Origin of the sequence: Burkholderia sp. Tr-862 (assembly GCF_011753085.1) — a bacterium.
Lineage (GTDB): Bacteria > Pseudomonadota > Gammaproteobacteria > Burkholderiales > Burkholderiaceae > Burkholderia > Burkholderia ambifaria.
Genome location: NZ_VWWG01000164.1, coordinates 1 through 13736, shown reverse-complemented (window position 1 = coordinate 13736; position 13736 = coordinate 1). Strand labels below are relative to the sequence as shown.

The following is a 13736-nucleotide window of genomic DNA, read 5'->3' as shown; positions in this document are numbered from 1 at the left end:
GCCCGGCGGACGGGCTCGCGGCCTCGGCAGCCTGCGCGGCGCTCGCGGCGGCGGCCGCTTCGGCCGCCTTCTTCGCCGCGGCTGCGGCCTTCGCCTTCTTGCCGCCGCGGTCGCCGTCGATATCGGCCAGCAGGTCGAGCTCGGAAGGCAGGTTGTCGGCGCCCGTCCAGCTCGCGAGGCGATCGCTCGCGAACGTCAGCACGAGGTCGCGCTGCTGGACGACGGACGTGGAGCCGCGCTTGAAGTAAAAGAGGTAATCCCAGCGGTCAGCATGGAACATGTCCGCCAGCAGCGGCGTGCCGAGCAGCGCGCGGACTTGCTCGCGCGTCATGCCGGCCTGCAGCTGCGCGGCCTTCTCCTGCGACACGAAGTTGCCCTGCACGACGGTGATCCGATAGGGCGTGATGCTCTGCGCGATGCGCTGCGTCACGCTGTCGTACGACGAACAACCAGCCAGCGCGGCAACGGCGGCGGCAGCGATGATGGCACTCCGCATGCGACTCCTCTGAAAGTGCGAAAGAGATTCCGGGAACATTTCCGTCACCGTGCTGGCCCGCGTCGCGAGCCGCGCGTGTTTCTGGAACGGCGAAAAGCCGGTAACATTGAAGCCCTGCATTGTACTCTAGGGATGCCTAGCCATGACCAATCCGACGGATCTCAAGAATATCGGGCTAAAGGCCACCCTACCGCGCCTCAAGATTCTCGAAATCTTCCAGCAAAGCCCGGTGCGTCACCTGACTGCCGAAGACGTCTACCGCAACCTGCTCAACGAACAGCTCGACATCGGGCTCGCCACCGTTTACCGCGTGCTGACGCAGTTCGAGCAGGCCGGCCTGCTTACGCGCAGCAACTTCGAATCCGGCAAGGCCGTGTTCGAACTGAATGAAGGTTCGCACCACGATCACCTCGTCTGCCTCGATTGCGGCCGTGTCGAGGAATTCTTCGATGCCGAGATCGAAAGCCGCCAGCAGGCAATCGCGAAGGAGCGCGGCTTCCGGCTCCAGGAACACTCGCTCGCGATGTACGGTTCGTGCACGACCGAGAACTGCCCGCACCGCAAGCACTGATCGAACCCTTCGCGCAAGCGCCACGGCCCGGCCGGCATCCCGCCGCCCGGGCCGTGTTGTTTTCGGAGCCGGAATGAAAACGGCCCGCGGGTCGCCTGCGGGCCGGGTCGGAACGAACGTTTTCAATCGATCGTGCGGCGGCGAGCCGTGCAGCCGCCGCGCGATCGTCGACGCCCGCTGATCGGCGCCTGATGCCGCCCTTCGCCGTGTGTCAGGCCGCGCTCGCGCAGGCCGGCTCGAACTCGAGCGCCCATGCCTCGTCGAGCGGAATCTCGTCGCAGTTCGGCTGCGGGCCGCCGCGGTCGACGATCACGAAGTCGCTCACCGCGTCGAGCGCGAGCAGCGGATGGTGCCAGACGCCCTTCGCGTAGTTCACGCCCTGCCAGCCTTCGGCCAGGAACGCGCGCATCGCGTCGGGCCGGAACTCGCCGGCCGGCGCGACGACGATCGCGTAGCGCGACACCGCCGCGAGCGGGATGAACGCCTGGCTGCCGTGCGGGTGGCGCTCCATCAGCGTGATCGCGACCGGCAGCGCGCGCGGCTGCGCACGAAACACGCTGACGAGCGGCCGGCCGCCGTCCGCGCAGACATCGATCGTCGCGAGATCGTGAAAGCGCTCGGTCGTGCCGCCGTTGATCGGGAAATGCCGCGCGCCTTCGAGCGCGATCACGTCGCCGAACGGCGCGAACGCTTCGCGGGTCAGGCGCTCGACGCGCAGGATGTGGGGTCCGCTCATGCCATTGCCCTCCTTCAAGCCGGCTCGCCCCACAGACGCAGGCGCGACACGCCGCCGTCCGGGAAGATGTTGAAGCGCACGTGCGTGACGGGGCCGAGTGCCGCGAGCTGGTCGAACGTATGCACGTGGTCCATCTGCAGCTTCTGCTCGCCGAGCAGTTCAGCCCAGAACATCGCCTGCGTGACCAGCGAGTCGTCGGTGCCGCCCGCGACCCGCGCGGCCTGCAGCGAACAGCGGTCGGGGAAGTTGCCCTTGAAGAACGCCGTATCGACCTCGACGCGCCGGATGATGCCCGGCCGCGCCAGCGCGACGATCGCCCAGTCGTTGCCGGGCTCGCGGCGCCGCCGCGTTTCCCAGCCGTCGCCCATGTTCGCGCCGCGCCCCGGCATCAGCATCTGCGAGGCCGGACCGAAGTGCTGGTTGTTCGCGGCCACCAGGTAGCCGCCGTTCTCGATCGCCGCGAGATCGACGAATTCGCCCGTCGGCACGTGGCGCCAGTCGCGCTGCGGCTGGCCGTACACGCGCAAACGCGCGAGCCCGCCGTCCGGATACAGGTTCACGCGCAGGTGCGTGAACGGTTGCGCGTCAGCGACGCTGACATAGTGATGCGAATTGCCCTGCAGCGTCGTCGCGGGGACGATCGTGCGCCATTCGGCGTCGTCCGGCGGCGTGTCGCCGTCCACCGCGCATGCCTCGATCGACGCAGCCGGCGGGAAGTTGCCGGTGAAGTGGCTCGTATCGAGATCGACGCCGTAAATCACGCCCGGCCGCGCGAGCCGGACCACGCAGAAGTCGTGGCCGGTGGTGCGCTTGCGGCGCGTTTCCCAGCCGTCCATCCACTTGCCGTGATCGTCGTACTTGCCGGGAATGAAGACGGCCGGCTCGGGATTGAGCATGCGCTCCTTCGGCGCGAAGAATTCGTCGCTCGCAAAGAGCGCCTGCGCGCCCAGTCGCGGGTCGGCGAGGTTCATGTAGCGCCGCGTGAAGGCCGGCGCGTTCGGATCCAGGATGGGGGCTGCCATGTCGTCTCCACTATTTTTTGAGATGGGCGGGCGCGTCGTGGCGCCGGCCGCGGGACATTCGATCGCGCGCAGCAGCCGGGGAAAGCCGCTGCGCACGCTTTACGCTCAGAGCGCGTGGGCCTGGTCGCCGGCGACCGGTGCGCTGCTGCCTTGTGCGTCGGCCGCCACGTAGCGCAGTTCGCGGTTCAGCACGCGCGTCGCGCGGGCCCGGTCGATGTCGTTCTCCCACACCGCGACGACCACCGTCGCGACGCAGTTGCCGATCAGGTTGGTCAGCGCGCGGGCGATGCCGACGAACCAGTCGACCGGCAGGATCAGCACGAGGCCGAGCACCGGAATCGCGGGAATCGCCGACAGCGTCGCCGCGAGGATCACGATCGCCGAACCCGGAATCCCATGCGCGCCCTTCGACGTGACGAGCGACACGAGCAGCACGACGATCAGGTCATGCGTGGACAGCGGCGTGTTGGTGGCCTGCGCGATGAACAGCACGGCGAGCGTCAGGTAGATCGAGAAGCCGTCGAGGTTGAACGAATAGCCGGTCGGGATCACGAGGCCGACCGTCGAATCCTTGATGCCCATGTATTCGAGCTTGCTCATCACCTGCGGCAGCACCGCGTCCGACGATGCCGTGCCGAGCACGATCGACAGTTCCTCGCGCAGGTAGCGGATCAGCTTGAACACCGAGAAGCCCGCGAGACGCATCACCACGCCAAGCACGACCGTGACGAACACGAAGCAGCTCAGGTAGAACACCGCGACGAGGTAGCCGAGCTGCTTGAGCGACGAGACGCCATACTTGCCGGTCGTGAACGCGATCGCACCGAGCACGCCGAGCGGCGCGAGCTTGATGATGAAGCCGATGATGCGGAAGAACACGTGCGACAGTTCCTCGATCAGGCTGTTCACGCGCTGCGCCTTGTCGCCGAGCAGCGACAGCGCGGAACCGAACAGCACCGCGAACACGAGGATCTGCAGGATGTCGCCCTTCGCGAACGCGTCGATCGCGGTCTCGGGGATGATCTTCATCAGGTAGCCGGCCGTGTCCTTCAGGCTTTCGGCGTTCTTCGCGTACGACGTGAGCGAGGCTGCATCGAGCGAGCGCAGGTCGATGTTCATCCCGACGCCCGGGCGCGTGAGCCACGCGAGGACGAGCCCGATGCCGAGCGCGAGCGTGGTCATCACCTCGAAGTAGATGACGGCCTTCAGGCCGACCCGGCCGACCTTCTTCAGGTCGCCCGCATTGGCCATCCCGCTGACCACGACGCAGAACACGATCGGGCCGATGACCATCTTGATGAGCTTCAGGAAGCCGTCGCCGAGCGGTCGCAGCGACTCGGCGAAATGCGGGAAGAACGCGCCTAGCGCGACCCCCAGGATTAATGCGACGACTACCCGGCCAAACAGCGAATTGAGGAATTTCGACACGGCGCTCTCCCGATCAACGGTTGCAGTTTCGTCTGTTCATACTGGTAAGACCAGTGATGTTATGGTCGATAGTAGGAAGCCGATATAGTGGCGTCAAGGACGATCAAAATAGGGATTTCCCGCCCCCTTCGCCCCGGTTTTTCGGCGCACCAAACAGGGGCTGATCGTGGCTTTCCCGTAGGGCGCTCATGCACTGCACGCGTGCGGATTACAATGCCGGTCAGACCGGCCATCGCTCACATCATGAAAAACGTTCCGCACACCGTGACCGACGCCGCCATCGCGACGATCCGCGACCGGATCGAGGCAGGCGTCTATCCGGTCGGCAGCCTGCTGCCGGCCCAGCGCCAGCTCTCCGAGGAGCTGGAGATCAGCCGTGCGTCGCTGCGCGAGGCGCTCTCCACGCTCGAGGCGCTCGGGATGCTGCGCATCCGCGCCGGCAAGGGCGTCTATGTCGAAAGCGCGCAGGCGAGCGCCGCCCAGCCGTGGCAGTTCGCCGAGCAGTCGTCGCCGCCCGACACGTACCAGATGCGCTACGCGCTCGAAGGGTTCGCCGCGCGCATGGCCGCGCACGTCGTCACCGACGACGACATCGCCTGGTTCGAGGACAACCTCGCCGACCTGCACGTCGCGCTCACCGAAAGCGAGCTGGACGAAGCGTCGCGGCTCGACTTCGACTTCCACATGCGGATCATCCATCTCGCCGGCAACGCGGCGATCGAGTCGGTGCTGCGCAGCAGCGCGGACATCATGAAGGAAAGCCAGCGCATGCCGTTCTACCGGCGCGAGCTGCTGCTGTCGACGTGGCACGAGCACCGTGCGATCGTCGACGCGCTGATCGCCCGCGATGCGGCCGCCTCCGGCATCGCGATCGAGACGCACATCGCGAACGCCGCGCAGCGCGCGGGCATCTTCTTTCCGACGCCGGGCCGCTGACGCCATCCGGCAGCACCGTCGCGGCCGCCCGCCGCGCACGAGCGCCGGCACCGCGCTGACCGTATTCGTCTCGATCGCGATCGTCGGCTGCGCGCCCTGCTCGATGAAATAGCGGTCGATTCGCTCGCGCGTCGCGAACGTTTTGGCGGCACGACAAAAAAAGCACGCCCGCGAATCGCGGGCGTGCCTTTTTCCGACGGCGTCGTGCGCTAGTGTCGGACCTTCACGCGGCCTCGTCAGCGAAATCGATCAGCACCTTCATCGCACGCTGCCGGTCGCCGGCCAGTTCGAACGCGAGGTTCGCGTCGCGCATCGGGAACACGCGCGTGACGGCCGGCCGCAGGTCGCCGCGCCCCGCGTTGATCAGTTGCACCGCCAGCGCGAATTCCGCGTGAAAGCGGAACGATCCGCAGATCGACAACTCCTTCGCGACCACCACGTTCTGCGGCAAGCTGACGTCGCCGCCGAGCCCGAGCTGCACGACGACCCCGCGCGGACACATCACGTCCAGCCCGTCACGCAGCGCGCGCGCATTACCCGAACACTCGATCATCACGTCGAACGTGCCCTTGTCGGCACTGTAACGTTCGACCCATCCGGCATCGGCTGCCGCATTGATCGTGCGGTCGGCGCCGAGCGCGCGCGCCACTTCCAGCGGCGCCTCGACGACGTCGGTCGCGACGATCTCCGCCGCGCCGTGCACGCGCGCCGCCGCGACCGCCAGCACGCCGATCGGCCCGCAGCCCGACACGAGCACGCGCTTGCCGATCAGCGGGCCCGCGCGCGACACCGCATGCAACCCGACCGCGAACGGTTCGGCGAGCGCCGCGAGCGACAGCGGCACGTGATCTGCGACCTTCACGCACTGCACCGCATCGCACACGAGCGCGTTGCGGAACGCGCCCTGCACGTGCGGCATCCGCATCGCGCTGCCGTAAAAGCGCATGTCGAGACACTGGTTCGGCAGCCCTGCGAGACAATAGCGGCACATCCCGCACGGCCTGCTCGGATTGACCGCGACCCGGTCGCCAACCTTCACCGACGCCACGTCCGGCGCCACTTGCGCGACCGTGCCGGCGACCTCGTGGCCGAGCACCATCGGCTGCTGCAGCCGGATCGCACCGAAGCCGCCATGCCGGAAGTAATGGAGATCGGAGCCGCAGATGCCGCCCATCGCGACGTCGACGCGCACCTGGCCCGGACCGATATCGCCCGCGTCCTGCTCCTCGACCCGCAGGTCGTTCGGCCCGTGGATCACGACACACATGCAACGCATACGCATGACGTTCTCCTATACCGCGCTGGTGAGGCCGCCGTCGACGAATAGCGTCTGGCCGTTCACGAAATCGGAGGCGGCCGACGCGAGGAAGATCGCCGCGCCGCACAGCTCGTCGACGCGTCCCCAGCGGCCGGCCGGCGTGCGCTTGCACAGCCAGTCCGAAAACGCCGCGTCGTCGACCAGCGCGCGGTTCAGTTCGGTTTCGAAATAGCCGGGCGCGAGACCGTTCGCCTGGATGCCGTGGCGCGCCCAGTCGGCGCACATCCCTTTCGTCAGCATCCGCACCGCGCCCTTCGTCGCCGCATACGGCGCGATCGTCGGCCGCGCGAGCTCGCTCTGCACCGAGCAGATGTTGATGATCTTCCCGTTGCCGCGCGCGATCATGTGACGCGCGACGGCTTGCGCGACGTTGAACACGCCGTCGAGGTTCACGCGCATCAGCGCGTGCCAGTCGTCGGGTTCGAATGTATCGAGCGGCGCGCGACGCTGGATGCCCGCGTTGTTCACGAGGATGTCGATCGCGCCGACGCGCCCCTCGAAATCGTCGATCGCCGCGCGCACCTGCGCATGCTCGGCGACGTCGAATACGGCGTAGTCGACCGTGAAGCCTTCCTCGCGCAGGCGCCGCACGAGCGTCGCGGCCTTCTCCTCATTGCGATCGTTGATGACGATCGCCGCGCCGGCTTCCGCGAGCCCGCGAGCGAGCGTCAGCCCGATCCCGCGTCCGGAACCCGTAATCAGTGCGCGGCGGCCGTCGAGGCGGAACCGTTCAAGCGCGTTGGTCATGGATGTCTCCTCGTGCCAGTCGAGCCGGCTGCCCGTCGCGGCCGGTCTCGCGTTGACGATATCTTCGGCTTCCGCCAGGCACCGCGCCAATGGTCTTTTTTGATCCGGTTATCATGAAATCTGATTACCGCCCTCGCCTGCCCGCCGCCCATGGAACTCAAGCAATTGCGCGCCTTCGTCACGCTTGCGGAAGAACTGCATTTCGGGCGCGCCGCGCAGCGCCTGTTCATCGTGCAGCCCGCGCTGAGCATGCAGATCAAGGCGCTCGAGGAAGAACTCGGCGCGCGCCTGTTCGAGCGCGACCGGCACAAGGTCGAACTGAGCGACACGGGGCGCGTATTCCTGCCCGAGGCGCGGGCGACGCTGCAGCAGGCCGCGCGCGCGGAACAGATGGCGCGGCTGTCGAGCCGCGGCGAGATCGGCACGCTGCGGATCGCGTTCGTGTCGTCGGTGCTGCCCGCGCTGCTGCCGGCCGTGCTGCGGACGATGCGCGAGCGCTATCCGCTGATCGCGCTCGAATTGAAGGACATGCCGACGCCCGACCAGATCGCCGCATTGCGCGACCGGCGGATCGATTTCGGGATGATCCGGCTGCCGGCCGCGTATGCGGGCATCGACACGCGCGTGGTGCTCGAGGAGGGTTTCGTCGTCGCGCTGCCGCTCGACCATCCGCTCGCCGTGCACGACGCGATTCCGCCGGCCGCGCTGCGTGGCGAGCCCGCGTTCGTGCTCGCGCGCCGCTACGCACCGGGCTTTTACGACGACATGCTGCTCGCACTGAGTCGCGCGGGCACGACGCTCGAAATTGCGCAGGAGTTCGGGGAATTCACGACGATGCTCGCGCTCGTCGCGGCGGGAATGGGCATCGGGCTGATCCCGGCGGAAGCCGCCAGCGCGCTGCCGCCGAACGTGCTCGCGCGGCCGCTCGACCTGGCCGGGCACCGCACCGGCATCGGCCTCGCGTGGACCGATCTCGACAGCCCGCTGAAACGCGCGTTCGTCGCCGTGCTCGAGCAGGTGACGGCGGCGTCGCAATAAAAAAGCCCGGCCGGAAAAACCGGGCCGGGCTCGTTCGCCGCGCAGGCCGCCTGACGGCGGCCACGCAACGTGCGGGATTACTTCGCGTTCGCGAATGCGACTGCCGTATCCAGCATGCGGTTCGAGAAACCCCACTCGTTGTCGTACCAGCTCGACACCTTGACGAGGCGGCCCGACACCTTGGTCAGCGTCGCGTCGAACGTCGACGAAGCCGGGTTGTGGTTGAAGTCGATCGACACCAGCGGCGCGTCGTTGTAGCCGAGGATGCCCTTCAGCGAGCCTTCCGATGCTTCCTTCATGATCGCGTTGACTTCCTCGACCGTCGTGTCGCGCTTGGCGATGAACGACAGGTCGACGATCGACACGTTGATCGTCGGGACGCGGATCGCGTAGCCGTCGAGCTTGCCGTTCAGTTCCGGCAGCACGAGGCCGACGGCCGACGCAGCGCCCGTCTTGGTCGGGATCTGGCTGTGGGTGGCCGAACGCGCGCGACGCAGGTCTTCGTGATAGACGTCCGTCAGCACCTGGTCGTTCGTGTAAGCGTGGATCGTCGTCATCAGGCCGGTTTCGAGGCCGATCTGGTCGTTCAGCGGCTTGACGAGCGGCGCGAGGCAGTTCGTCGTGCACGATGCGTTCGAGATGACGGTGTGCTCGGCCTTCAGCACGTTGTGGTTCACGCCGTAGACGATCGTTGCGTCGACGTCCTTGCCGCCCGGCGCCGAGATGATCACCTTCTTCGCGCCGCCCTTCAGGTGCGCGCTCGCCTTTTCCTTCGTCGTGAAGAAGCCCGTGCATTCCATCACGACGTCGACGCCGAGCTCGCCCCACGGCAGTTCTGCCGGGTTGCGGTTGGCCAGCACGCGGATCTTGTCGCCGTTCACGACGAGGTAGTCGCCGTCGACCGACACTTCGCCCGGGAACTTGCCGTGCGCGGTGTCGTACTGGGTCAGGTGCGCGTTGGTCTTCGCGTCGCCCAGGTCATTGATCGCGACGATCTCGAGATCGTGCTTCTTGCCGTTTTCATAAAACGCGCGCAGCGTGTTGCGGCCGATGCGGCCGTAGCCGTTGATTGCGACGCGGATCGTCATGGTCTATCTCCTGATGGCTGAAAAAAATTAGTTACGTGCAGCTTCACGGTGCGACGCGCGCGAGGGGTGGCGCGCGTCGCGTATGCTTTTAGGCCAGCACGGCCTTCGCGGTCTCGACGACGTGCTCGACGGTGAAGCCGAAGTACTTGAACAGCACGCCGGCCGGTGCCGATTCGCCGAACGTGTCGATCCCGACGACGCCGCCTTCGAGGCCGACGTACTTGTGCCAGAAGCTCGTCACGCCCGCTTCGATCGCGACGCGGCGCACGCCGTGCGGCAGCACGCGCTCTCGGTATTCGGCGTCCTGGCGATCGAACACGTTGGTCGACGGCATCGACACGACGCGGGCCGCGATGCCCTGCTGCGCGAGGGGCTCGACGGCCTTCATCGCGAGCTCGACTTCCGAGCCCGTCGCGATCAGGATGATCTTGCGCGCGACGATCTCTTCGTCCCAGTCCTTCAGCACGTAGCCGCCCTTCTCGATGTTCGCGATCTGCGCATCGGTACGCGGGTTGAACGCGAGGTTCTGGCGGCTGAAGATCAGGCTCGACGGACGGTCGGCAGCCACCGCGTGGGTCCATGCGACGGCCGTCTCGACCGTGTCGGCCGGACGCCACACGTCGTGGTTCGGGATCAGGCGCAGGCTCGACACGTGCTCGATCGACTGGTGCGTCGGGCCGTCTTCGCCGAGGCCGATCGAATCGTGCGTGAACACGAAGATCGACGGGACCTTCATCAGCGCCGCGACGCGCAGCGCGTTGCGGCTGTAGTCGGAGAACGTCAGGAACGTGCCGCCGAACGGCTTGTGGCCGCCGTGGAGCGCGAGGCCGTTGATCGCGGCGCTCATGCCGAATTCGCGCACGCCGTAGTTGATGTGGTTGCCGAGCAGCACGCCCGCGCCTTCCGGATTCGCGCGCACCGCCTTCGATGCCTTCCAGTTGGTCAGGTTCGAGCCGGTCAGGTCGGCCGAGCCGCCGAGCAGTTCCGGCAGTGCGGCGGCGAGCCCTTCGATGGCCTGCTGCGAGGCCTTGCGGGTCGCGACCGTCTCGGCGCGCTCGTTCGCGCCGGCGATGATCGCCGCGGCCTTCTCGGCCCAGTCGGCCGGCAGCTTGTTGGCCATCCGGCGCTCGAATTCAGCGGCTTCTGCCGGGAACTTCGCGCGATATTGCGCGAACGTCGCGTCCCATTCGGTCTCGGCCCGCTTGCCGGCTTCCTTCGCGTCCCATGCCGCATAGACTTCCTGCGGAATCACGAACGGCTCCCACTTCCAGCCGAGCGCTTCGCGCGTCTTCGCGATTTCTTCCGCGCCGAGCGCCGCGCCGTGCACGTCGTGGCCGCCGGCCTTGGTCGCCGCGCCCTTGCCGATCACCGTCTTGCAGCAGATCATCGTCGGCTTGTCCGACAGCTTCGCCTTCGCGATGGCCGCGTCGACCGCGTCGACGTCGTGGCCGTTCACGTTCGGGATCACGTTCCAGCCGTATGCCTCGAAGCGCTTCGGCGTGTCGTCGTGGAACCAGTTGACGACGTCACCGTCGATCGAGATGCCGTTGTCGTCGTACAGCGCGATCAGCTTGTTCAGCTTCAGCGTGCCCGCGAGCGAGCAGGCTTCGTGCGAGATGCCTTCCATCAGGCAGCCGTCGCCGAGGAACACGTACGTGTGGTGATCGACGATCTTCGCGCCGTCACGGTTGAACTCGTCGGCCATCAGCGCTTCGCCGAGCGCCATGCCGACCGCGTTCGCCAGACCCTGGCCGAGCGGGCCGGTGGTCGTCTCGACGCCCGGCGTAATGCCGTATTCCGGGTGGCCCGGCGTCTTCGAGTGCAGCTGGCGGAAGTTCTTCAGCTCTTCGATCGGCAGGTCGTAGCCGGTCAGGTGCAGCAGCGAGTACAGCAGCATCGAGCCATGGCCGTTCGACAGCACGAAGCGGTCGCGGTCTGCCCAGTGCGGGTTCGTCGGGTTGTGCTTCAGGTGGCGCGACCAGAGCGCAACGCCGATTTCGGCCATGCCCATCGGCATGCCGGGGTGACCGGAGTTCGCTTGCTGGACGGCGTCCATCGCGAGCGCACGGATCGCGTTGGCCATCAGAGTGGTGGAGGCGGGAGACGAAGTCGTCATGTCGAGTCCGGAGAACGAGTCGAGGAAACGGGGGCACGGCGGCATCCGGAAGCTCGAGCGTCAATCGTTCCCGGCGCGCGGTGCGGCGCCTGACGGACGCGAAGCGGACGGAGCCTACGGACGGGGCTGCAAAGCTCGTCATTTTAACAGATGGGCTGACATTTCCCTTGTCGATGCGCGGTGTTCCGGCACGCTTTTCCGCACAACCGCGCGCCTCCTATAATTCAGACGTCAGAACTGCCCGCCCCGAGCCGCCCGCCCGTGAGCACGACCCTTCTCTTCCATCCCACGCCCAACGCCGCCTACGGATTCCCGAACGCACGCCGGCTCGCGCACGTCGCATCGCCGCACCAGCGCATCGAAGTCTGGGAAACGCCGCAGCTCGGCCGCCTGTTTACGCTGGACGGCCGGCCGATGACGTCGGTCGGCGACGAATACGTGTATCACGAGTGCATGACGCACCCGGCCGCACTCGCGCATCCGTGCCCGAAGAAGGCGCTCGTGCTCGGCGGCGGCGACGGCGGCGCCGCGCGCCAGTTGCTCAAGCACGCATGCATCGAGCGAATCGTCGTCGCCGAGCTCGACGACGAAGTGGTCGGCATGGCGCGCCGCTATCTCGACGACGTGCACCAGGGCGCACTCGACGACCCGCGCGTCGAGGTCGTGATCGGCGACGCCGCGCATTTCGTCACGTCGACCATCGAGCATTTCGATCTCGTCGTGTTCGACCTCACGCCGCCCGATTCGCCCGCGGCCGGCCTCTATACGCGCGAGTTCTACGCGCAACTCAAGCGGATCCTCACGCCGTGCGGCGCGATCTCGATGCACCTCGGCTCGCCGGAGTTCCACGCGGCGCGCATCGCCGCGCTGCTCGACGACCTGCGCGCGAGCTTCGCGGTCGTCGATCCGCTGTCCGCGCATGTGCCGCTATACGGGTCCCAATGGCTGATGGCGATCGCGAGCGATACGCTCGATGCGGCCGCGCTGTTCGCGCACGACGTCGACGAACGCCTCGCCGCACGCCACGTGCAGGGATTGCGCTACTACGATGCGCGACTTCATGCGGCCCTCTTTGCCCTGCCGTGCGCGCTGCGCGATACACTGGGCGCTCGCCGCTGAGCTGACGGGCGAACGCATTGTTCCGTAGGTTGGTCGCGCGTTCTCCCGCGCTCGACCTGCGACGCCCAGGCCCGGAACGATTCCGGGGGCCCGCCCAGCTGTCCGCGACATGGTGCGGGACCGAGCGCCCGGGCGCCAATACCCGTTGGACCGCGAAGCATGGGACCGGCGTAGCCGCTCAAGCGCCAACACTGTTCGACAGGAGATTTTCATGACCGATCCACGTCCGGCCAACGTGCCTTGGTTGACGCCTTATCTGGCCGTGCGCAATGCGCAGGCGGCCATCGAATTCTTCCAGGCCGCATTCGGCTTCGAGCTGCGCGACGTCCTCGATGAAGACGGCGCGATCATGCACGTCGAGATGACCTACCGCGGGCAGCTGATCGTGATGTTCGCGCCCGAAGGCGCGTTCGGCTCGACCGCGCTCACGCCGAAGAGTGCGGACGCAACCGCCCCGCAATCGTTCTATCTGTATGTCGACGACGTCGACACGACCTGGCAGCGCGCGCTCGACGCGGGCGCGAAGTCGCTGACCGCGCCGCAGGACCAGTTCTGGGGCGACCGCTTCGCGCAGATCGAGGATCTCAACGGCTACCGGTGGGCGCTCGGTTGCCGCCTGAGCGCATGAACGGAGCCGCGCCCAACATGAGTGAAGCCACCACCACCGCGGCCGTGCCGCGCTTTTTCGTCGAAGCGGCGCTGCGCGCCGAGGCGACGCTCACCCTGCCGGCCGATGTCGCGCGTCACGCGCAGGTGCTACGGCTGCAGCCCGGCGACACGCTGGCGCTGTTCGACGGCAGCGGCGGACAGTACCGCGCGCGGCTCGTCGAGATCGACAAGCGCAACGCGCTCGCGCAGATCGAAGCGTTCGACCCGGCCGAGGCCGAGCCGCCCTATCGCGTGACGCTCGCGCAGGGCATCGCCGGCGGCGACAAGATGGACTGGGTCATCGAGAAAGCCGTCGAGCTCGGCGTCACGGCGGTCGTGCCGCTGTCGACCGCGCGCGGCGTCGTGAAACTGTCGGGCGAGCGCGCGGACAAGCGCGTCGCGCACTGGCGCGGCGTCGTGCGCGCGTCGTGCGAACAATGCGGACGCAACCGCGTGCCCGAGGTCGCGCCGGA

14 protein-coding genes and 1 pseudogene are annotated in these 13736 nt (G+C 67.3%); 6 read left to right on the top strand and 9 right to left on the bottom strand.

The features are described 5' to 3' along the window. Positions 1–496, bottom strand: a 496-nt coding sequence (locus F3J14_RS28750; RefSeq protein ID WP_166725833.1) for an outer membrane protein assembly factor BamE, incomplete at its 3' end; no start/stop codon positions are given. A gap of 142 nt (positions 497–638) precedes the next feature. On the opposite strand from F3J14_RS28750, the gene fur reads away from it, so the two are divergent. Then, positions 639–1067 carry a ferric iron uptake transcriptional regulator gene (gene fur / locus F3J14_RS28745; RefSeq protein WP_006753314.1) on the top strand — a complete coding sequence of 143 codons (429 nt, stop codon included), beginning with the start codon at positions 639–641 and terminating at the stop codon, positions 1065–1067. A gap of 211 nt (positions 1068–1278) precedes the next feature. On the opposite strand, the gene F3J14_RS28740 is transcribed toward fur, so the two are convergent. The 3 genes from F3J14_RS28740 to F3J14_RS28730 form a co-directional block, all read right to left on the bottom strand. Beyond that, positions 1279–1803: an ureidoglycolate lyase gene (locus F3J14_RS28740; RefSeq protein WP_166725832.1), complete on the bottom strand. Its 525-nt coding sequence runs from the start codon at positions 1801–1803 to the stop codon at positions 1279–1281. A 14-nt stretch (positions 1804–1817) separates the two neighbouring features. Then, positions 1818–2825 (bottom strand): allantoicase, encoded by a 1008-nt coding sequence (alc, locus tag F3J14_RS28735; protein ID WP_166725831.1) that lies wholly within the window; start codon positions 2823–2825, stop codon positions 1818–1820. 105 nt (positions 2826–2930) lie between these two features. After that, a complete protein-coding gene (locus F3J14_RS28730; RefSeq protein ID WP_006760298.1) occupies positions 2931–4253 on the bottom strand; it encodes a C4-dicarboxylate transporter DctA in 1323 nt (440 codons plus the stop codon). Between the two features lie 213 nt (positions 4254–4466). Between F3J14_RS28730 and F3J14_RS28725 the strand changes: the two genes are divergently transcribed. Continuing rightward, positions 4467–5189: a FadR/GntR family transcriptional regulator gene (locus tag F3J14_RS28725; protein WP_166725830.1), complete on the top strand. Its 723-nt coding sequence runs from the start codon at positions 4467–4469 to the stop codon at positions 5187–5189. Here the strand turns inward: F3J14_RS28725 and F3J14_RS35890 are convergent. From F3J14_RS35890 to F3J14_RS28710, 3 genes and pseudogenes are all read right to left on the bottom strand, one after another. Then, positions 5185–5327: pseudogene (locus tag F3J14_RS35890) on the bottom strand (transcriptional regulator CynR); the annotation flags it as partial. The gene F3J14_RS28725 and the pseudogene F3J14_RS35890 overlap by 5 nt on opposite strands. 85 nt (positions 5328–5412) lie before the next feature. Further along, a complete protein-coding gene (locus F3J14_RS28715; protein WP_166725829.1) occupies positions 5413–6471 on the bottom strand; it encodes an L-idonate 5-dehydrogenase in 1059 nt (352 codons plus the stop codon). A 9-nt stretch (positions 6472–6480) separates the two neighbouring features. After that, positions 6481–7254: an SDR family NAD(P)-dependent oxidoreductase gene (locus tag F3J14_RS28710; protein ID WP_166725828.1), complete on the bottom strand. Its 774-nt coding sequence runs from the start codon at positions 7252–7254 to the stop codon at positions 6481–6483. Between the two features lie 150 nt (positions 7255–7404). Between F3J14_RS28710 and F3J14_RS28705 the strand changes: the two genes are divergently transcribed. Beyond that, on the top strand, positions 7405–8292 hold the full coding sequence (locus F3J14_RS28705) for a LysR family transcriptional regulator (RefSeq protein ID WP_166725827.1): 888 nt from the start codon (positions 7405–7407) through the stop codon (positions 8290–8292). Between the two features lie 77 nt (positions 8293–8369). Here the strand turns inward: F3J14_RS28705 and gap are convergent, their stop codons facing one another. Next, positions 8370–9380, bottom strand: a complete 1011-nt coding sequence (gene gap, locus F3J14_RS28700; protein ID WP_166725826.1) for a type I glyceraldehyde-3-phosphate dehydrogenase — start codon at positions 9378–9380, stop codon at positions 8370–8372. Between the two features lie 88 nt (positions 9381–9468). After that, complete coding sequence (gene tkt / locus F3J14_RS28695) at positions 9469–11541, bottom strand: transketolase (protein WP_166725825.1); 2073 nt, start codon at positions 11539–11541, stop codon at positions 9469–9471. A 216-nt stretch (positions 11542–11757) separates the two neighbouring features. On the opposite strand from tkt, the gene speE reads away from it, so the two are divergent. The 3 genes from speE to F3J14_RS28680 form a co-directional block, all read left to right on the top strand. Continuing rightward, a complete protein-coding gene (gene speE / locus F3J14_RS28690) occupies positions 11758–12615 on the top strand; it encodes a polyamine aminopropyltransferase (protein ID WP_166725824.1) in 858 nt (285 codons plus the stop codon). A 211-nt stretch (positions 12616–12826) separates the two neighbouring features. After that, the gene (locus tag F3J14_RS28685; RefSeq protein WP_166725823.1) at positions 12827–13243 is read left to right on the top strand and encodes a glyoxalase/bleomycin resistance/extradiol dioxygenase family protein; all 417 of its coding nucleotides are present in this window, start codon (positions 12827–12829) and stop codon (positions 13241–13243) included. Positions 13244–13260: 17 nt separating this feature from the next. After that, positions 13261–13736 (top strand): 16S rRNA (uracil(1498)-N(3))-methyltransferase (locus F3J14_RS28680; RefSeq protein ID WP_166725822.1); only part of this gene is annotated, 476 nt, incomplete at its 3' end.

Bases quoted from the DNA above. Each gene is read 5' to 3' on its own strand.
- F3J14_RS28685 (WP_166725823.1), top strand. From the start codon at position 12,827: ATGACCGATCCACGTCCGGCCAACGTGCCTTGGTTGACGCCTTATCTG.
- F3J14_RS28740 (WP_166725832.1), bottom strand. From the start codon at position 1,803: ATGAGCGGACCCCACATCCTGCGCGTCGAGCGCCTGACCCGCGAAGCG.
- F3J14_RS28705 (WP_166725827.1), top strand. From the start codon at position 7,405: ATGGAACTCAAGCAATTGCGCGCCTTCGTCACGCTTGCGGAAGAACTG.
- alc (WP_166725831.1), bottom strand. From the start codon at position 2,825: ATGGCAGCCCCCATCCTGGATCCGAACGCGCCGGCCTTCACGCGGCGC.
- tkt (WP_166725825.1), bottom strand. From the start codon at position 11,541: ATGCCGCCGTGCCCCCGTTTCCTCGACTCGTTCTCCGGACTCGACATG.
- F3J14_RS28715 (WP_166725829.1), bottom strand. From the start codon at position 6,471: ATGCGTATGCGTTGCATGTGTGTCGTGATCCACGGGCCGAACGACCTG.
- gap (WP_166725826.1), bottom strand. From the start codon at position 9,380: ATGACGATCCGCGTCGCAATCAACGGCTACGGCCGCATCGGCCGCAAC.
- fur (WP_006753314.1), top strand. From the start codon at position 639: ATGACCAATCCGACGGATCTCAAGAATATCGGGCTAAAGGCCACCCTA.
- F3J14_RS28710 (WP_166725828.1), bottom strand. From the start codon at position 7,254: ATGACCAACGCGCTTGAACGGTTCCGCCTCGACGGCCGCCGCGCACTG.
- F3J14_RS28725 (WP_166725830.1), top strand. From the start codon at position 4,467: ATGCCGGTCAGACCGGCCATCGCTCACATCATGAAAAACGTTCCGCAC.